The organism is Kosakonia oryzendophytica (assembly GCF_027886705.1).
GTDB classification, from domain to species: Bacteria; Pseudomonadota; Gammaproteobacteria; order Enterobacterales; family Enterobacteriaceae; genus Kosakonia; species Kosakonia oryzendophytica.
The window spans coordinates 2,593,439-2,613,043 of the sequence record NZ_CP115659.1 but is presented as its reverse complement, the minus strand read 5'-3'; the positions used below and the strand labels follow the sequence as shown (position 1 = coordinate 2,613,043).

At 56.5% G+C, this 19,605-nt stretch carries 16 protein-coding genes; 7 read left to right on the top strand and 9 right to left on the bottom strand.

Going from position 1 to position 19,605, the window contains the following annotated elements; all coding sequences use genetic code 11:
- Positions 1 to 21: 21 nt before the first annotated feature.
- Entirely contained in the window at positions 22 to 564 is a 543-nt protein-coding gene (locus tag O9K67_RS12660) for an NUDIX domain-containing protein (protein WP_170933839.1), read from the bottom strand.
- 394 nt (positions 565 to 958) lie between these two features.
- On the opposite strand from O9K67_RS12660, the gene O9K67_RS12655 reads away from it, so the two are divergent.
- On the top strand, positions 959 to 1,588 hold the full coding sequence (locus O9K67_RS12655; RefSeq protein WP_061495824.1) for a response regulator transcription factor: 630 nt from the start codon (positions 959 to 961) through the stop codon (positions 1,586 to 1,588).
- On the opposite strand, the gene O9K67_RS12650 is transcribed toward O9K67_RS12655, so the two are convergent.
- The 5 genes from O9K67_RS12650 to O9K67_RS12630 all read right to left on the bottom strand — a co-directional run bounded on the left by O9K67_RS12650 (position 1,585) and on the right by O9K67_RS12630 (position 8,732).
- The gene (locus O9K67_RS12650; RefSeq protein ID WP_061495826.1) at positions 1,585 to 7,137 is read right to left on the bottom strand and encodes a trifunctional serine/threonine-protein kinase/ATP-binding protein/sensor histidine kinase; all 5,553 of its coding nucleotides are present in this window, start codon (positions 7,135 to 7,137) and stop codon (positions 1,585 to 1,587) included. The two genes, O9K67_RS12655 and O9K67_RS12650, sit on opposite strands and share 4 nt — an antisense overlap.
- Positions 7,134 to 7,520, bottom strand: a complete 387-nt coding sequence (locus O9K67_RS12645; RefSeq protein WP_061495828.1) for a response regulator transcription factor — start codon at positions 7,518 to 7,520, stop codon at positions 7,134 to 7,136. The genes O9K67_RS12650 and O9K67_RS12645 overlap by 4 nt, the downstream gene beginning before the upstream one ends.
- Before the next feature lie 26 nt (positions 7,521 to 7,546).
- Positions 7,547 to 7,804 (bottom strand): DUF1427 family protein, encoded by a 258-nt coding sequence (locus O9K67_RS12640; protein ID WP_061495830.1) that lies wholly within the window; start codon positions 7,802 to 7,804, stop codon positions 7,547 to 7,549.
- A 4-nt stretch (positions 7,805 to 7,808) separates the two neighbouring features.
- A complete protein-coding gene (locus O9K67_RS12635) occupies positions 7,809 to 7,979 on the bottom strand; it encodes a DUF1427 family protein (RefSeq protein WP_071890019.1) in 171 nt (56 codons plus the stop codon).
- 66 nt (positions 7,980 to 8,045) lie between these two features.
- On the bottom strand, positions 8,046 to 8,732 hold the full coding sequence (locus O9K67_RS12630) for a hydrolase (protein WP_061495832.1): 687 nt from the start codon (positions 8,730 to 8,732) through the stop codon (positions 8,046 to 8,048).
- A gap of 235 nt (positions 8,733 to 8,967) precedes the next feature.
- Here O9K67_RS12630 and O9K67_RS12625 point away from each other — a divergent pair, with 235 nt between their 5' ends.
- From O9K67_RS12625 to O9K67_RS12605, 5 genes are all read left to right on the top strand, one after another.
- Positions 8,968 to 10,842: an amidohydrolase gene (locus tag O9K67_RS12625; RefSeq protein WP_061495834.1), complete on the top strand. Its 1,875-nt coding sequence runs from the start codon at positions 8,968 to 8,970 to the stop codon at positions 10,840 to 10,842.
- 4 nt (positions 10,843 to 10,846) lie between these two features.
- The gene (locus O9K67_RS12620; RefSeq protein ID WP_061500026.1) at positions 10,847 to 11,263 is read left to right on the top strand and encodes a DoxX family protein; all 417 of its coding nucleotides are present in this window, start codon (positions 10,847 to 10,849) and stop codon (positions 11,261 to 11,263) included.
- Positions 11,260 to 12,894, top strand: a complete 1,635-nt coding sequence (locus tag O9K67_RS12615; RefSeq protein WP_061495837.1) for an MFS transporter — start codon at positions 11,260 to 11,262, stop codon at positions 12,892 to 12,894. Before O9K67_RS12620 ends, O9K67_RS12615 begins: the two co-directional genes overlap by 4 nt.
- A 41-nt stretch (positions 12,895 to 12,935) precedes the next feature.
- The gene (locus tag O9K67_RS12610) at positions 12,936 to 13,757 is read left to right on the top strand and encodes an alpha/beta fold hydrolase (protein ID WP_061495838.1); all 822 of its coding nucleotides are present in this window, start codon (positions 12,936 to 12,938) and stop codon (positions 13,755 to 13,757) included.
- 101 nt (positions 13,758 to 13,858) lie between these two features.
- Positions 13,859 to 14,281 carry a GNAT family N-acetyltransferase gene (locus O9K67_RS12605; protein WP_061495840.1) on the top strand — a complete coding sequence of 141 codons (423 nt, stop codon included), beginning with the start codon at positions 13,859 to 13,861 and terminating at the stop codon, positions 14,279 to 14,281.
- On the opposite strand, the gene O9K67_RS12600 is transcribed toward O9K67_RS12605, so the two are convergent.
- The 3 genes from O9K67_RS12600 to O9K67_RS12590 all read right to left on the bottom strand — a co-directional run bounded on the left by O9K67_RS12600 (position 14,278) and on the right by O9K67_RS12590 (position 17,970).
- A complete protein-coding gene (locus tag O9K67_RS12600; protein WP_061495842.1) occupies positions 14,278 to 15,834 on the bottom strand; it encodes a GGDEF domain-containing protein in 1,557 nt (518 codons plus the stop codon). The genes O9K67_RS12605 and O9K67_RS12600 overlap by 4 nt on opposite strands.
- A 165-nt stretch (positions 15,835 to 15,999) precedes the next feature.
- Positions 16,000 to 17,217 (bottom strand): diguanylate phosphodiesterase, encoded by a 1,218-nt coding sequence (locus O9K67_RS12595; RefSeq protein WP_061495844.1) that lies wholly within the window; start codon positions 17,215 to 17,217, stop codon positions 16,000 to 16,002.
- 105 nt (positions 17,218 to 17,322) lie between these two features.
- Positions 17,323 to 17,970, bottom strand: coding sequence for a GntR family transcriptional regulator (locus O9K67_RS12590; RefSeq protein WP_061495846.1), 648 nt, complete (start codon positions 17,968 to 17,970; stop codon positions 17,323 to 17,325).
- 249 nt (positions 17,971 to 18,219) lie between these two features.
- On the opposite strand from O9K67_RS12590, the gene O9K67_RS12585 reads away from it, so the two are divergent.
- Positions 18,220 to 19,584: an MmgE/PrpD family protein gene (locus O9K67_RS12585; RefSeq protein WP_061495847.1), complete on the top strand. Its 1,365-nt coding sequence runs from the start codon at positions 18,220 to 18,222 to the stop codon at positions 19,582 to 19,584.
- The last annotated feature ends 21 nt before the right edge of the window (positions 19,585 to 19,605 follow it).

The following is a 19,605-nucleotide window of genomic DNA, read 5'->3' as shown; positions in this document are numbered from 1 at the left end:
TACTGATATTTTGAGGGATGATCAGTCAATCATCCCCTTGAGTTTAGCCAGCAGAAAAGCCGCTACTGATGTGGCATCGCTAATAAGGCCATCGCGGATCAGCGCTTCAAACTCACGGATGGGCATTTTGCGGGCGGTCAGCCCAACCTCTTCCGGATCCAGCGACGGCTGGTCATAGCGCAGATCGTCTGCGAGGAAAATATGGTAGCCCTGGCTTGAGTATCCCTGAGCCAGTTTCTGGTAACCAACCCGGCGCATTGTCCCGGCCACCAGCCCGGTTTCTTCCCGTAACTCCCCGGCGGCAACCTCGCCGGGATCGGCATCAGGATTGCACTCCCAGGCACCTTGCGGCAGTTCGATCGTCTGCCGCTTCAGCGGATAGCGGAACTGCTCCACAACATAAAGTGAGTCGCCCTCTCTGGCGATAATCACCACAAAATCGGCTTTCTCAACCACCGAGTAGATCCCTTCGTTGCCATCAGCCCGCAGGATCCGGTCTTCACGCAGACGCATCCATTTATTGCGGTAAATTTCCGTGGTAGTCAGCGTTTTGATTCCGGTCATCATTATTCTCCTGGCGTCGCCATTTTTTACCTTTCACCCTGCTATCCCTGTTTTATCATCAACCGTTCTGCTTCCAACCTGCAACTCTTCTGATTTTTTCCACTAAAAACGGTCAACCTTGTCGGCCAGAAAAGGGTTAGCAAAATAACAAATAAGAAATGATTAATTAAATTTCATGCAACATTCACCCTTTTAAGGTAAATTTCATTCGAAAGCCAGACGTGACTGGTGGGTCACTCCCGTCCGGTGCCCGGTGTACCTGAACTAAGGCAAAAAGCGCACGGCTATTGTGAGAAAAGGAAGATATTTCATCAGGTTAGTTTTTGTGTTAACAGTATCCCCTCATCCTGGACAGGGGGCTTTATTCGCATTCCAACCTATACAGAGGTCGATAATGGAATCTATCGTTTATGTTGTCGATGATGATCATGCTGTCAGGCAATCGCTTGTCCGGTTGCTGGCGTCGGAGGGTTACCCCGCTGTCGATTTTCCTTCCGCCGAGTCCTTTTTTGCCGATCCTCTGGTTTCCGACCCCTCTGTGCCTTCATGCCTGATCCTCGATTTGAATATGCCGGTTGTCGACGGTTTTGACGTGGCGGGCGTACTGAAAGATCGCGGGCGCGATCTGCCCATAATCTTTCTCACCGGGTATGGCACAATTCCGCTGACGGTACGGGCGATGAAAGCCGGCGCGCGGGAATTTTTGACCAAGCCGGTGGAGCCGGAACGGCTATTGTCTGCGGTAGCCGAGGCGCTGAACGTAGCGGAGAAAGAATTTGCACAACAACAGGAGCTCTTTGCTCTCCGGCAGCGCCACCTCTCGCTGACACCGCGTGAGCAGGAAGTGTTTGAGCTGGCCATTAGCGGCCTGCTGAATAAGCAGATCGCCGCTGAGCTTGGTGTGAGTGAAATCACCGTCAAAGTGCATCGCCGCCGGGTAATGGAGAAAATGCAGGCCCGCTCTCTCGCCGATTTGGTTCACGCTGCGGGCACATTGCAGATTGCCAAATCCCGTAGCCGCTAATCCCCCGCCACGGGCAATTCGAAGGTAAACAGGCTGCCGAAAGGTTGCCTTGCCTGAGCGTAAAGTTTGCCCTGATGACGTTCAATGATCGCATGGCTGATGGTTAACCCCATCCCCATTCCCTGCGGTTTGGTCGTATAGAACGATTCGAACAGCCGCGCCTGCACATCCGCATCCATTCCGCTCCCGGTGTCGGCAATCTGGCAACGGATGGTCCTCGGCTGTGGGTTTTGCGTATCCAGCGTCAAGATCCGGGGGCGTGAATCCACATCGCTCATCGCTTCAACAGCGTTCATCACCAGGTTCAGCAGCACCTGCTGGATCTGCACGCTGTCGCCATAAACGACGCTGCCACCCGCCTGTAGAATGTATTCAACGGTAATACGCCTGCGCTCCAGTTCGCTGCGCGACAGGGTCATAATATGGCGGATCAACACGTGTAAATCGACGCGTTCCAGGACAGGGGCCTGCCGCCGCGTCAGGGATTGCAGACTGCGGATCACCTCGCCTGCGCGTTGACCTTCACTGATGATCTCCGTCAGTCCGGCGCGCACATTCTCTACCGGAATCGGGTCGCGATTAAGCCAGCGCAGGCTGGCGCCCGCATTGGCGACAATTGACATCAGCGGCTGGTTGATTTCATGGGCAATGGAGGACGTCAGTTGCCCGACCGTGGTAGCGCGTGAAACCCGCGCCAGTTCCGCCTGTGCAACGCGCACGGCGTCCTCGTTTTGCCGCTGCGCGGTAATGTCGGTGATGGTGCCGAAATACTCATACACCGCGTCACCCGCACCCACCGGATCGCCGATACCCAGAATGTACCGACACTCACCGTCCGCGCGGATAATACGGAACTCCGCCTGCATCGTCAGGCCATCCGCCACACTGCGGGTGACCAGTTCGCTGATATGCGGATGATCGTCCGGGTGCACAAAAGTGAGAAACTCCGCCATCGAAATCAGTTTTTGTTTCTCCGGCAGACCGAGGATGCGAGCATACTCTTCAGACATATGCATCAGATCCTGTTCCAGCTCCCAGCGCCACGTCCCGGTATGACTGATTTGCTCGCCGAGCATCAGCGACGTCTGGCTGGCACGCAACTCTTTCTCTACCCGACGGCGCTGAACGTTCTCTTCCAGCAGTTCGGCATACAAACGCGCAGTTTCCAGCGAAACGGCGGCATGCGCGCCCAGCAGATTGACCACGCGGGAGTGTTCCGCGGTAAACACCTCCGGCATCAGGCGATTTTCCAGATATAACACCCCCACCAGCCGCGCCTGCTTGAACATCGGCACGCACATCACTGCCGCGCCGGAAGTCAGCAGATAAGGATCCTGACTGAACGGGCTGTACTCTTCCGGCCTGCCGGTACGGATCTCCTGCCCGGTGCGGATCACTGCGGCCAGCACCGACAACGGCATATCGGTCGCCATCGGCACCTCTTTCATCACCCGGACGCGCACGCCGTCGTTGCTGGTGTGTGCGCTGGCTTCGATTTCCGGGATATTGTCGTTGAGTACGCGGATCAGCAATCCCCGCTGCGCGCCCGCGCGTTCCAGCAGCATGGTCAGCAGAATGTGCATTAACCGCTCCAGGTTAATCTCTTCCGACAGCGCACGGGAGGCATTAATAATGCTTTGCAGATCGCGAATCTCTTCATTCTGCGCAAAGGCAATGGTGTCATAAGGCGTGCTTTCTGCTGGTGCCACCAGATGCGGATGTTCCTGCTCAAGCTGGCGGACTTTCGCCCGCGCCCCGACCCGGGCCCAGGCGGTTATCGCGCCACGGAAGTGCGCGTCTGCCGCGGTGTGGTAACCGCTGGCCAGCGCGAAACGCCCGGCCAGCTCATGAGCGAGCGCATTGCTGGGGTCAAACCCCGCTTCGCGCGAGAGCTTGATGGCTTTTTCGTACTGTGCCAGTGCGATGCTGTTCATGCCATCGAGACGCACAATCTCGGCATATAACAGCGCTTCTTTATCGCTGAACGTGCCGGGATTCACCCGTGCCCAGAGGGCTATTTTGTTGTAGTGCGTGTTCAGGCGCAGACGGTGTTCGGCTGAAAAGGTATCCGGCGTCAGTTGCATTGACAGCGACAATGCGCTGTACAGATGGAGATCCAGGAGATTTATATGCCCTGGTGCGGACCAGGCATGTTTCGCCGCTTCGAGCAGCGTCTGCTCGGCCTGGGCATACTCGCCGGCAGCGAAGTGTGCCATCCCGCGATAGAGCCAGAACCAGAACTGCATGGTTGCGGGCGGTGACGGCGGCAGTAACGAGGGGGGAAGCATCGCTTTACCGCTAAACACACCTTCTGGTTGTCGCATAAATTCAACGAAGTGACGTTGTAACTCAAGAACCGTATCCATATCCTGATAACGGGTTTCCCGCACGAACGACAGCCCGCGCTCAATGGTGCTCAAGACGCTGTCGAGGTGATCACCGCGACTCAGGCTATTGCTCACCTGGCGGAAGGTGGCAAAACAGGCAATGGTGAGATCGCCATTCGCCACGGCTGCGCGGAAACAGGCTTTTGCATACTCCACGCTGCGTGATAAGGGCTGTGTCCAGACGCTGATCCGACCCAGCGGCAGCAATGTTTTGGCGGCGTAGTCGTGTAAAGCGTGTCGCGTCACCAGATCGTGCGCCAGGGTGCCGTATTTCAGTCCCAGTGAATACTCACCATAACGCTCGCCAATCAGGACACCAAACCACGCCAGTGCGGAAGTGGAAGCCCCCGTCAGACCGCGCTCCAGCGTCAATTGCAGCATCTGGCAGAGCAGCAAAAAATGCAGTCGCGGGCAGATAAAACTGGCGTACAGGCTGGCACTCGCCAGCAGGTTCATTAACGCATCGGTTTCGCGGTGGTTCATGCGCGGCAACGCCATAAACAGACTGGCAGGCTGTTCCCCGACCCGCGCATGCATACTCTGCCAGGCATCGTCGCACTCTTCTGCATCAGGCCAGCGGTTCAGGTGAATACCGAATACCGACAGCCAGCACAGCGTGGTCTCCAGCGCCAGTGGATAACTGGACTGGCGGATATGCACTTCCGCCAGCAGATTTGCCGCCAGCGCTTTTTCCGCCAGTTCACCAGGCGCCGCCAGTAGCTTCTCACACAGACTGCGGGCGGTGGCGAGATGCCCCAGCAGAAACTCGCACTCCGCCTGTTGCAGATCGAGGGCAAACCGCGCCGTGCTGTCGGTGCTGAGAAGACGCGCGGTGTGTAAATACCCCAGTGCTGAGCTGTAATCGCCGGTGCGTTTTGCCCGGCGTGCGGCGAGTTCACTCAGCTCACTGAACATCCGCCGTTGCGGCGGTGGCTGAATACTGTCAATGGCCGCTGTTATATGGTGAATGGCGCGGAATAACACATCATTCCCGGACGCCAACAGTGATCTCTCTGCCAACAGTGTGGCAGCAGTCAGATGCAACTGACTGCGTGCTGTCGGATCCAGCAACGCGACGGCAGCCTCCTGAATGCGTTCATGGGGGAACGCATACTCTTCCGCGCCGAGGGTAATCAACTGAACCGACACGGCCGGGTGCAGTCGGTAGCGTACTTCGGTGGGTGAAATCCCGATGATCTGACCAATCAGCGATAATTCCCCGGTCGCGCCCAGACAGGCCATGCTGCCCAGCGACAGGCGGGTTTCTTCCGGTATATACGCCAGTTGTTGTAGCACCAGCCCTATCACGTTTTCACTGTAATGCCGGGCACGGATAGCCTCGAGATCGTACTGCCATTTCCCCTGATAAGGGCTATGGCTGACCAACCCGTCTTCGACAATGCGTTTAAAAAACTCATGGACAAACAGCGGATTACCCCCTGTTTTTTCGTGAATCAGTTTCGCAAGTTCCGTCGTGGCCGCCGGACGTGTCTGAAAGATGGTCGCCAGCCAGCGCGAGACCGCTTTGCCGGAGAGCGGCTGCGGCACGCTTTCCACCGTTTGTCGGGCGGCATGGCGCAGTCGGGTTAACGCAGACTCAAAACTTTTGTCCTGTAACGATGGCAAATCCCGGTGTGAGACCACCAGCAACAGCGGTAACCCGCTGCTGTTTTGCAACAGGTATTCCAGTAACTGCAAACTGGTCTCATCAAGCCAGTGCAGATTGTCGATCAGCAGCACCAGCGGACGGCCTGGCGTGGCAAACACATTCACCAGACTCAGTACCATATGGTTGAAACGTGCGCGGGAATCCAGTGAGAAGGTGTCCACATACGATCCCGGCGGGCTGCCTATCAGTAAACCGAGTTCCGGTGCCAGGCTGGCCGCGAGGGCTTCGTAACCGTGGAGCGCCCGGGAGAGCCGCGATCGCCATTGTGCCACCTCTTCCGCCGGTAACCCCAGCAAATGCAGCGCCAGCGAGCGAAACGCTGCTGTCAGTACGCCCAGCGGCACAACTTGTGATGACTGTTCAGCTTTACCGAGCGCAATCAACGTGGGACGACACTGAAATGCCTTTAGCGCCGACGCCATCAGTGAGGATTTTCCCATGCCCGATGGGCCGCTAATGATCGCCAGCATTTGTGCGCCGCGCTGATTCACCTCTTCCAGTGCGGCGACCAGCTCCCCCGCCTGCGGATGTTCACGGTACAGCGTGTCGGCGAAATGCAACGCCGGGGAGCGATCCTGTAAACCGGGCGTAAACAACGCGATGTCGTGATCAGCCGTGAGCGTTGCCTGGCAACGGCGCAGGTCGGCAATCAGCCCGTCGACACTTTGGTAGCGTTTTTCCGGCGATTTGGCGAGTAACTTCAATACAATCAGCGACAACATATCTGGAACGCCATCGCGTACGGTATGCGGCGGCGAGGGCTCAGACGCGATATGGTGCAATGTCCACTCCGCCTGCCCGCCTTCACTGAGATCAAAGGGCAGCGCGCCGGTTAGCAGCGCATAAAAGACAATGCCGAGACTGTAGAGATCGCTGCGGCTGTCCACCGCGCGGTGCGTGCGGGTGGTGTGCTCCGGCGACATATAAGCCAGCGTTCCGCCGGAAAGCGGCAACCAGCTCTGGGCCAGTTCACCCGCAGTACTCGTGGTCAGACCGAAGCCGCCTAACCGACAGCCGTCGTCGTCAAGAAAAAGATTACCGGGTTTAATATCACCGTGGATCAGGTGGCGTTGGTGCATCTGGCGCAGCGGTGCACAAAGCTGTACCGCCAGCGCCAGCCAGTCGGCAACAGAGGCTACTGGCTGGGTTGCCAGGCGACTTAACGGCTTAAACGGGAAAGCGGGATACACCAGTGCATAACGGCCATGGTATTGCGCACTGGCGATGGGTTTGACCGCCCAGCGGCTGTCGAGGTACGGGCGCAGGGCAAATTCATTTTTGAGTAGCTGGCTGGCGCGGGGTTCCGTCTCGTCGCTCACGGCAGTGGCAAGAATAAAGGTCTCATCTGCCCGGGGCTGGCGCACGTTCATCCAGACAATGCATCCCTCCTGCGCCAGCGGCGTGTAGATGGCGTCATCCTGAAGCGTAAACGGCTGACTCTCTTCTGATTCGTCCTCCGTGGGTTGCTGGTGCAGCCGATCATTCCCGCTCATGGTTTATCCTCGCCCGGCGTCAGCACGCGCTGAATATGTTCCAGCAGGATATCGATATCGATGGGTTTGCGCAAAAAAGCAACGGCACCCGCGCGTCCCGCATATCGCGGCCAGGTCTCATCATCATGACCGGAGATAAAAATCACCGGTGGCGGTGTCGGGCTTTGCTGCAATGCCTCGAACAGCGCCGCCCCGCTCATACCTTTGAGTTTTATGTCGACAATCACCAGCGCAGTGTCGTTGCGCGCCGGGATGTCGTTAAGAAATGCTTCGGCGGAAGCGAATGTCAGCGTGGCGTAGCCATCGGATTGCAGCAAATTGCTCAAACCGCTGCGCACGGAGGGTTCATCATCAACAATGGCAACACGCTGTGTAAGCGTCATTCGTTATCCTCGGGCATCGGGCATCGCTAATGCGGCGGCGAGTCTGAACGTTCAGGCTGCGGCGCGCCGCTGATTTTGGGCACGCACTCATGGCGAAACCACGCCAGGGTTAACGGTTCGCGGGCGATCAGCCTGCGAATGGCCGGAACCAGTTGTTCCCCCACCAGCATGCCAAACAAGCCGAACAGCGCGACCACCGGCGGTGCGGGCGAGTGAACCTTTAGTAAAGCATAAATCCCCCCTGCCAGAACACCGACAAGGAGTGAGACAATCCAGGATTTCATAGGCTTACCCTGCGCTTGAGTGTGTTATCAGGGTGGTCATCAGCTGTTCGCCCAGCAACATGCCAAGCAAACCGACCAGTGCAATGGCGGGCGGCGCGGGAGAGCGTACTTTCAGCAGTGCGTAGATCACGCCGATCAGCACGCCGGTGGCGAACGATATCAGGCCGATATTCATGGCTTTCTCCTGCCGGGAATAAATGAAGGAAGTGTGCTGACCGGTCGGTACCGGTCAGCGAGGCGCTTAACGCGCCGGAACCGGTGCCAGCGTGCGGTGACCGGCTTTGGCTCTGGATGGCGCTTTGTGCACCATGGTGTAGGCGTAATCAACGCCCATGCCATACGCGCCAGAGTGCTCTTTTACAATCGCCATGACCGCGTCGTAGGTTTCGCGGTGCGCCCAGTCGCGCTGCCACTCCAGCATCACCTGCTGCCAGGTCACCGGGATCACGCCCGCCTGAATCATGCGCTGCATGGCGTAGTCATGTGCCTCTTTTGAGGTGCCGCCAGAAGCGTCGGCCACCATATAGATTTCGTAGTCGCCTTCCAGCATGGCGCACAGCGAGAAGGTGTTGTTGCACACTTCTGTCCACAGACCGGAAACCACCACTTTGCGTTTGCCGTTAGCAGCAAGCGCATCGCGCACCTTCTGGTCGTCCCAGGAGTTCATTGAGGTGCGTTCCAGAATATCCTGCTCCGGGAACACATCCAGCAGTTCAGGATAGGTGTTGCCGGAGAAGCTTTCGGTTTCCACGGTGGTAATGATTGTCGGGATATTGAAGACCTTCGCGGCTTTCGCCAGCGCGACGGTATTGTTTTTCAGCACCTGGCGGTCAATGGACTGCACGCCGAACGCCATCTGCGGCTGGTGATCGATAAAGATTAACTGACAGTTAGCCGGGGTCAGGACTTCAAGCTTCGAGGTTGTCATATCAGTACCCATAGAGGTTAAAGTGAAGAACGCTATGTTCAGACAGCAAACGACGGGTCATCGCTATCGTTGGCTGCATGGTAGGTACCCCGCCCCGGCAAAACCATTATCTGATCGTATAACTATCCTTTGGTATACCTATACTTTGGTACAACTATCCTGCGCTTTATTCCCGTCGCCATAATCCCTCCCAATGCTTACCGGCCGCTATGCGCCGACTCAGACTGGAGGAATGATGGATTCGCTCACACACGCAGAACTGATATTGCTTAATGGCCAGTTTCACACGGTCGATCGCGAAAACCCGTTTGCCGACGCGGTTGCCATCCGTGACGGAAAGTTTGTCAACGTCGGCACTGCCGCAGAGGTGATGGCCTGGCAGGGCGAGCGCACCAAGGTTATCGATTTGCAGGGTCAGACCGCGATCCCGGGTCTTAATGACTCCCACCTGCACCTGATTCGCGGCGGGCTGAACTACAACCTGGAACTGCGCTGGGAAGGCGTTCCTTCACTGGCGGATGCGCTGCGTATGCTGAAAGAACAGGCGCTGCGTACCCCCTCGCCGCAGTGGGTGCGCGTGGTGGGCGGCTGGACAGAGTTTCAGTTTGCCGAGCGACGCATGCCGACGCTGGATGAAATCAACGAAGCTGCACCGGACACCCCGGTTTTTATCCTTCATCTCTACGATCGCGCCCTGCTTAACCGCGCCGCGCTAAAGGTGGTCGGTTACACACGCGATACCCCTAACCCACCCGGCGGCGAGATCCAGCGTGACCGTAACGGCAACCCTACCGGCATGTTGATCGCCCGCCCGAACGCGATGATCCTCTACGCTACGCTGGCGAAAGGCCCGAAATTGCCGCTGGAGCAGCAGGTCAATTCCACGCGCCAGTTTATGCGCGAACTGAACCGCCTCGGCCTGACCAGCGCTATCGACGCAGGCGGCGGTTTCCAGAACTACCCGGAAGATTATGAGGTGATTGCCGAACTGCACGCCAAAAAACAGATGACGGTGCGCATTGCCTATAACCTGTTTACCCAGCGTCCGGGGCATGAGCTGGAAGACTTTGAAAAATGGACCGACATGCTGACGCCCGGTCAGGGCAGCGATTTCTTCCGCCATAATGGCGCAGGTGAAATGCTGGTGTTCTCCGCAGCAGATTTTGAGGACTTCCTTGAACCGCGCCCGGATCTGGCAGCAGGTATGGAAGAGGAACTGGAGCGCGTGGTACGCCACCTGGTCGAACACCGTTGGCCGTTCCGCCTGCACGCCACCTATAACGAGTCCATCAGCCGCATGCTGGATGTGTTCGAAAAAGTGAATCGCGAGATCCCCTTTGATGGTCTGCACTGGTTCTTCGACCATGCGGAAACCATTACCGAAGCCAATATTGAGCGTGTCAAAGCGCTGGGCGGCGGCATTGCTGTACAGCACCGGATGGCGTTTCAGGGCGAGTATTTCGCCGAGCGCTACGGTCAGCAAGCCACGAAACATACGCCACCGGTAGCGCGCATGCTGGAAGCGGGGTTGCCGGTTGGTCTGGGAACCGATGCCACTCGTGTCGCCAGCTATAACCCGTGGACGGCACTCTACTGGCTGGTCTCCGGGCGTACCGTCGGCGGTATGCAGATGTACGAAAGCAGTGCGCGACTCGATCGTGATACCGCCCTGTTGCTGTGGACGCAAGGCAGTGCCTGGTTCTCCAGCGAACAGGGGAAAAAAGGTCAGATCAAAGCCGGTCAACTGGCAGACCTGGTGGTGCTGAGTAAAGACTATTTCCGCGTGCCGGAAGAAGAGATCAAAGGCATTGAGTCGGTACTGACGGTGGTGGGCGGTGAGATTGTGTATGCCGCAGGTCGTTTTGCACCGTTAGCACCACCGGCGATCCCGGTACTGCCGGAGTGGTCTCCTGTGGTGAACGTGCCCGGGCATTATCGCAGCGCACCGCCACAGACGGCGCGTGTGGGTCAGGCTGCGGGGATGCACCACTGTTCCGGGCCGTGTGGGGTTCACGTTCATCAGCATGATATCGCCCGCGGCTCCGCCGTGCCGGTAGCGGATGAGAACGCGTTCTGGGGTGCCCTTGGCTGTAGCTGCTTTGCGTTCTGACATCATGAAAACATCAACATTTCCGGTCTCTGCGCCCCGTATTGATATGGGGCTGTTATTCCTGCGCCTGACAGGCAGTCTGCTGCTGCTGTATGTACACGGTCTGCCGAAAATCGTCCATTTTAACGACGAACTGGCGCACATCGAGGATCCGTTCGGTTTCGGCCCGTGGATGAGCCTGTTACCGGCCATTTTTGCCGAGGTTGTCTGCCCGCTGTTTATCATCGCCGGTCTCTGGGCGCGTCTGGCATGTGTGCCGATCATCGTCGTTTTACTGGTGGCGATGCTGGTGGTGCATGCGGACTGGTCGCTGGCGGAGGGGCAATTCGGCTGGCTGTTGCTGATTATCTTTACCACCCTGTTGCTGACCGGGCCGGGTCGCTGGTGCGTCACCCTGCCTGCCAGAGGAGCCCTTGCATGACGCAACAAAACGAACTGCATGCAGCAGTGACAGTGTCACCACCTTCTGCGGGAGAACCCTCTGGATCGGCCTGGCAACCGCTGCGTCAGCGCGTGTTTCGCATGCTATGGATTGCGACGGTGGTGTCCAATATTGGCTCATGGATGAGCGATATTGGCGTGAACTGGACGATGCTCTCGTTGAGTGCGGATCCGCTGGCGGTGGCACTGGTACAGGCGGCCAGCAGTCTGCCGATGTTCCTGTTTGTCCTGCCTGCCGGGGTGCTCGCGGATATTGTCGAGCGTCGCAAAATCCTGCTTTTTTCGCAGGTGTGGACGTTCTGTGCCGCCGCAGGGCTGGCGCTGCTGTCATTTACCGGCAATGTCACACCGGAAGTGTTGCTGGCTGCCACGTTTTTGCTCAGCACCGGCGCGGCGCTCAGTTCCCCTGCTTTTCAGGCCATCGTGCCGGATCTGGTGGAAAAACAGGAGCTCAGCCCGGCGATTGCCCTCAACTCGTTGGGGATCAATATCAGTCGTGCCATCGGCCCCGCGTTAGGCGGTTTGATCCTCTCGTTTGCCGGGCCATGGATGGTATTTATGCTCAACGCCCTGTCCGTGCTGGGCGTCGGCTATGTGCTGCACCGCTGGAAACCACAAACGACACTGCAACGCCTGCCGCCTGAGCACTTCTTTACCGCTATCCGTGGCGGACTACGCTATGTGCATGCGGCGCCAGTGCTGCGCAACGTACTGGCGCGCACCGTGGCTTTTTTCCTCTTTGGTAGCGCCGGGTGGGCAATGCTGCCGCTGGTGGCACGCCGTGAACTGGGGCTCGGGCCAGGCGGTTACGGCATTATGCTCGCCTGCATTGGTCTGGGAGCGATTTGCGGTGCCGTGGTGCTGCCGACGCTGCGTAAGCGACTGAATGCCGATCAGATGATGGTATCGGCCAGTTTACTGTTTGCCCTGACCATGCTGGCGCTGGCGTTTGTCCGTCATTTCTGGCTGCTGAATCTGTTTGAGTTTTTCACCGGGTTTGCATGGATAGCTGTGCTGTCGACGCTTAACGTTGGCGCGCAGCGGAGCGCGGCGCGTTGGGTGAAAGCACGGGCGCTGGCGGTCTATCTGACGGTATTTTTCGGTTCGATGACGCTGGGCAGCGCCCTTTGGGGAAAACTGGCCTCGACGTATGGCATTTCATGGTCGCTGTGTGCGGCGACAGTGGGAATGTTGCTGGGGGCTGCTACAGTTTTACGCTGGCGGCTGGAAAAAGATGCCGCACTGAATCTCGATCTTATCGGGCCGCCGGACGGCTTAGTTGAGATGACCGTGGCTCATGAACGCGGGCCGGTGCTGGTGAGTTGTGAATACCAGATTGAACCGCAGGAAGCACAACCCTTTATGCTGGCCATCCAGGAGATGCGGCGTGTGCGGCGACGCACTGGCGCGATGGGGTGGGCAGTGTACGAGGATATCCGTCAGCCTGGGGTGTTCGTGGAAACCTGGTTGATGGGATCGTGGATTGAGCATTTGCGCCAGCATGAGCGTCATACGGTCAATGACCGTTTGATTCAGGAGCGCGTGCTGGCGTTCCACCGGGGCGGCGTCTCGCCGGTTATGCGGTATCTGATAGCGCCCGGTGAGCGGTAAGTTTATGGCAATCACCCACTACTTAACGATGAGGTAAGCAGATGAGCACATTTAAGACGCAGGATGGTACTCAGATTTATTACAAAGACTGGGGGACGGGTAAGCCGGTGCTGTTCAGCCATGGTTGGCCGCTGGATGGTGATATGTGGGACAGCCAGCTCAATTTCCTCGCCGAGCGTGGTTACCGTGTTATTGCGTTTGACCGCCGTGGTTTTGGGCGTTCCGATCAACCGTGGGACGGCTATAACTACGATACCTTCGCATCGGACATTAACGATCTGATCACGACGCTTGATCTCAATGAGGTAACCCTGGTGGGCTTCTCAATGGGCGGCGGCGATGTGACCCGTTATATCGGCCGTTACGGTAGCGCACGCGTTGCGGGCCTGGTGTTACTGGGTGCGGTGACGCCGATTTTCGGTAAAACTGCCGATCATCCGCAGGGTGTGGACAAAAGCGTATTTGACGGTATCCAGGCGGGTTTGCGTAAAGATCGCGCACAGTTTATCAGTGATTTTGCCACCCCGTTTTACGGTCTGAACGCCGGGCAGAAGGTTTCTGAGGGCGTGCTGACGCAAACGCTGAATATTGCCCTGCTGGCATCGCTAAAAGGCACGCTGGACTGCGTCACTGCCTTTTCTGAAACCGACTTCCGTCCGGATGTGGCGAAAGTGGATGTGCCCACTCTGGTGATTCATGGCAGCAATGACCAGATCGTGCCGTTTGAAGCAACGGGCAAACTGTCGGCTGAGTTGATCGCCGGGGCGGAGCTGAAAGTGTATGACAACGGTCCGCACGGTTTTGCGGTAACCCACCAGGACCAGTTAAACGATGATTTGCTGGCGTTTCTGAAGAAACTGTAAGCCTGTTGATGTATGTCGCCTGCCGAAGGCCCGATAGTCGTAGCGTTATCGGGCTTTTTTTTATTACGATGTCGGGACTTAACGTTTGAAAGGAAAATCGCATGGGTTTGATTGTGAAGCACGACATCACTGCGCAGGATCAGGAAGAACTGTTCACGGGGCTAAGACGTTACAATAAGCAGTTTATTGATGTCAGTTTGTGGGGGCATCTGGCGGTCTATTCACGTGATGAGCACGATGTGATGCAAGGTGGTGTAATTGCCCGACAGGAAGGCGAATGGCTGAATATTCACTATGTGTGGGTGCATGAAGATCGGCGTGGTTCCGGACTGGGACGTGAGCTGATGCAGCGTACGGCGAAAGAGGCGCTGGCGATGGGGTGCCGCCATGCGCTGGTGGATACGTTTAGTTTTCAGGCCTTGCCGTTTTATCAAAAATTAGGGTATGTACTGAAAATGACGCTGCCGGACTTCCCGCAACCGGGAATGCAGCGCCACTATCTGACCCGCGATCTGACGGTTTAGCTATCGCTGGTCGCCATCGCACGGTCACGCCCTTCTATCTTCGCCTGATAAAGTGCTTTATCTGCACCCTCCTTCAGGCGAATGGCGTCATCAAAATCAGCATCGGCAATCACGCTGTAACACCCTGCGCTAATGGTTACTACTGCGTGCTGCCCGCCTGCCTGTGAGTGCGGGATTTTCGCCCCTCTTACCATACTGACGGCGCGTCGTGCAACAAACAGCGCTGCTTCTGGCCCGGTATCCGGCAGGATGATGGCAAACTCTTCACCGCCATAACGGGCAATCAGGTCGTTCTTGTTCAGTTGCAGTTTTTGCAGAATATCGCCCACCAGCCGTAAACAGTTATCTCCGGCAACGTGGCCGTAAAAATCGTTATAGCGTTTGAAGTAGTCGATATCGATCATGATGAGTGACACCGGTTTTTGCGTTTGCGCTGAGTTTTTGAGGCTCTGCGACAAGAACAGATCGAACTGGCGGCGGTTGGCAAGCCCGGTCAGACCATCGGCCAGCGCCATCAGTTGCAGCGTGTGGTTAATGCTGGTCAGCTCATCCCGCAGCGTCGCCAGTTGCGTCTGATTTCGTACGTTAAGCCGGACCTGGCGGAAAATGATCGCGCCCATAAGCAGCGTGCCGAGCAGCAGCATGGCGTTTAAAACGATATCCGGCAGGCTGCCGCGTAACCAGCTATTCCACAAGGCGGATTTATCGTAACCTGCGGCAACCACCAGCGGGTAGCGCTCCGAGCGGGCAAAACCATAAATACGCTCTATGTTATCCAGCGTGGACACCCAGGTGCCGTGGCCGCGATCTTTTTGCGACAATTCGCGGGTGAACAAGGGGCTGGAGGAGAGGTTTTGGTTGATGGTCTCATCACCATACGGGCGCACATATAAGGTCGTGCCGTCAGTGGTTAATAACGCCAGCAGGTCGCGATCCTGAAGCTCGAAATAGCCATAGAAATGGCGGAAATACTCCACTTTTACCGTGGCCAGCAATACGCCCTCAAAACCGCCTGCCGCATCGTTGATACGTAACGATACCGGGATCACCATGTCCCCGGTGGAGCGGCTGCGGATCACATGTCCAATGTGCAGACTGCCGTGATTGTTGCGGCGATGATAAATAAAGTATTCACGATCGCTGTAGTTAGTCATCAGCGGGCGTTTGTCGAGCGATGTGGCCAGCATTATCCCCTGCGCGTCAAAAACCATCACGCCATGCAACTGCGGAACCCGATCTTTCAGTTCGGCCAGATAGGTGTTAAAGGGAGGAATGGTGATCGACGCCAGCCCTTCCTGCGGAATATTGCGGCGCACTTCACGCAGGACCAGCTCCGCCTGCAAAAAAGTGTCTTCTGCCTGGCGTGACTGCGAGACAGAGAGATTAATGGCGCTACGCTCCGCGTCCTGCACGGTCTTGTCCCACGATCGCGTCAGCGTCCAGACACAGGTGACAATGCCAGCTAACAGCAGCCCTGCCATAAAAAAAGTGATACTGCGGCCAAGAGATGAGTTGAGCGCGAGTGCACGCGCAACATTTTTCCTGAATTTCATTATCCCTCCAAAGCCACATCCACTGTTATTCTGTTAAGCATAGAAGCACGATGATTTATAAGCCAAATAAGCGCGTCATTCGCACCGAACAGGCGTTAAGCGGGAGTTGGCCCCTGCTTTTACACAGGGGAAGTCAGAGCGGGCAACACGGGCATATAACGTTGTTTAGCGTGAGATTCTGTGCGGCCAGTTAATGGGCGAGATACCATTGAGCACCGGGCGGGCGAACAGGAAGCCCTGGAAACGTTCAATGCCGACTGCCTCCAGCCAGCACCACTCTTCCACTTTTTCGACCCCTTCTGCTACCACCGTGATTTGCAGTTCTGCACAGCAATCAATGATGGCTTTGACAATCGCCTGTTTCGGGCCATGCAGATGGATATCGGTCACGATCGTGCGGTCGATTTTCAGTTTGTCCGGCTGGAACTTCGCCAGTAGCGATAGCCCGGCGAAACCGGAACCGAAGTCATCAATGGCGAGGCCAATACCGGCGGCGCGAAGCTGGCGAATAGCCCAGGTAAACTCTTCATACCCCGAGATCACTTCGTCTTCCGTTACTTCAACGATAATCTGCCCGGGATTGAGATTGTTACGCGTAATATGACTGAGCAAAATATCCACTGCACCGGGGATTTTGACCAGCGACATGGGCAACAGGTTTATCGCCACCTTATGATTGCCGATCCCCATACGGCTGGCCATCGCCAGCGCCCAAGCTTTGGACGCCAGATCGGCTTCATGCAGTTTGTCCGACGGGATGCTAGAGAAATACTCCAGCGGACTGCCGCCGTTTGGGCCGCGGATCAACGCTTCGATAGAGGAAATATTCCCGCGCAGTGGCTCGATGATGGGCTGAAAGGCAAACTGGCAGGGTTGTTCGGTGAAGACCGGCGCGTTGGTGTGCGTGAACGGCGGCGTCTTACAGACAAAGCACCAGTGCTCCGGCGACGTACTGCGTACCCGATCATTGTTATTCTGCGAAGCGATAAAATTACGGATAAATTTGTATACGCGGTCGATACTGGCCAACTGGTAGCGCAACGTGCCAAACCGCAGAATAGCGCGCAGTGCTGCTGCCGGCTTCATTACGCGTAAATCAAACAGCGTCATGCCGCGATCGACAAAGCGACGACGAGGTGCAAAATCGCGTAAGAGCTCCACCACATTACCGTGGCGATGATCCCGTTTGATTCGTTCAAAAACAGCGTTGACAGACGCCAGCGGTCCTTCAAGAACCTGCAAAAAATGATCGCCGTCGAACAGTAAGATGCCCGTTACCTGCAATTGTGAATTACGCAGGCTTGCTCGCTCGACAAGGTTAGTCAGTTGAGAGGGATCTAATGTTCGATTCAGTCGGCTACGGTAAATCAAAGTCGCTAACACGAAATGCTGCCCTCAAAATGCCCACACAAAATCTACATAGATGCTGCCATCACGCCAGTCTAGCAAGAATGTTAAAATCTCGTCGGCCAATTAAGGGCCATTCTTTTAGCGTTCTCGTTGGCTTAAAATAGTGAGCCGTGCGCGATAGCCATTGCGAATATGCTGACTGGCAGCATCCTGGGCCGCTGCGCGGTCGCGACGGATCAGCGCATCGACAATGGCCTGGTGTTCACGTTTGGCTTCAAGAGTACGCTCCGGCAATTCGTAGGTGGTGTTGCGCAACAGCGACAGGTGAATACGCAAGTTATCCAGCATTTCATTCAGATAGGGGTTGTGCGTTGCGCGATAAATCTGACGGTGGAACATACGGTTATGATCGTGCAGTGCTTTACTGTCGGTCAGTGTGGCTTCGATATCCACCATCTCCTGCAACAGTGCAATCTCTTCGCTGGAGGCGGCCGTGACCGCCAGATCCATCGCCAGACGCTCCAGACCTTCGCGAACGTCAAACAGCTGGCGCAGCCGCTCATAACCGATGTGGGCAATGATCAACCCACGCTGCGGGCCAGGCTCGGCAAGCCCGAGAGTCTCCAGCCGGTGAAGGGCTTCACGGATAGGTGTACGGCTAATACCAAACTGTTCTGCCAGTCGTGTTTCCTGCAAACGTTCCCCTGGTTGCAGATCCCCCGCTTCAATGGCGGAAAGCAAGATTTCAAAAGGCGTTAAGCCTGTGTCGCGACCCGTCGATTTCACGTTTAAGCTCCGTTTGTCTGTGTGATGACCCTGATAAAGGCTGGCACCCTGCCGTCGGACATCTTGCCACAGGATAGGTGACGTCTATGCTTTTTTTATTCTTTGCTTATCTAAAAAACATCTTTTGACGTTTACGGAATGGCTGCTATGTTTATTTTACATTCATTGTATACAAATGAATTCAAATAAACACAAAGAGAGTTTCTGCTTTTATATTTATAGGTCAACACCAGGGATCTTTGTTTCACGATGACTAAAAAAAGAGACGCTGCATTAACCCGTGGAGAACAGCTCAGCCAGTTTATTCACCAGGCTCATCAACTCACTATTCCCCCCGCCGTTCGACATGAAGCAAAACGCGCCCTGATTGATTATCTCGGCGTGGCGATTGGCGCGGTTAATGACGATGCCGTAACCGCGGTTCGCCAGGTGGCAAAAAACTGGAACGCCGTTGGTGATGCGCGCATGTTCCTTTCGGGAACGACAACTCCTGCTCTTGCCGCGCTGGTGAATGCCACCATGGCACATGCGGCGGATTACGACGATACACACCCTGCCGGTGCCGGACACCCGGGCGGACCGTGCTGGTCTACCGCCCTGGCGATGGCGCAGGCGTATCCGGTCGAAGAAGAGAGAGTGCTGCTCGCGTTTATTACCGGCTTTGAAGTGATGGCAAAACTGGGCGGCGGTTGGGTACCCGGCGTCGGACGCAATCTACAACGCCGGGGATTCCACCCCACGTCGGTAGTTGGACGCGCCGGTGCAGCGGCGGTTGCTGCCGCTATTTTACAACTTTCTGAAGAGCAGATTCGCAATGCGCTTGGGGCTGCGGCGACCATGATGGGGGGGCTGCAAAAATCCTCCGGGACGCACGGCAAGCCTTTCCATGCCGGTAAAGCAGCGATGGATGGCATTATGGCGGCGCAACTGGCGGCAGAAAACTTCGTTGGCGCGCACCATTTTTATGAAGCGGACGGTTGGGTCAAAATCTTTATTCAGGATGGCAGCGCGGAAATACCGCCGCTGGACTTTGGCGAGAGTTGGGAACTGCTGACCAACGGTTACAAGCTTTACGCCAGCTGCCGCGGCACACATGCGTCGATTGAAACTGCGCGAAAAATTTACCCGCAACTACAAGGGCGGAAAATTACCCGTATTAGCGCCAAAGTGCACCCAATGGGGATGGTCAATGCCGGGATTATGGAACCGCGTACTCCGCTGGAGAGCAAATTCAGTATCCCTCATTGTATTACCCTTGCTTTAAGTGGTTACAATTTGACGGACACCGATTTCACGCAGGCAACCGTGGACGATCCGCAACCGCGCGCCCTGCTGCCTTTGCTGCAGGTAGAAGCCGTTGACGGTCAGTCCGCCAGTTCGGCTTTTATCGATGTCTGGCTGGATGACGGCGAGGTGCTTCACGCCCATACTGATGTCTATCGCGGCCACGCGCAAAACCCACTGAGCGATGAGGAGTTACGCGCCAAGTTTGACGCCCTCACTATTCCGGTTCTCGGTGCGGTGCGTAGCGCAGATCTCTACGATGCGGCCTGCCATTTCGAGCGCCCAGGCTCACTGGCCCGCATGACGGAACTGCTTGCGGGCGATCGCTGATTCTTTTTTTGCACAGGAACT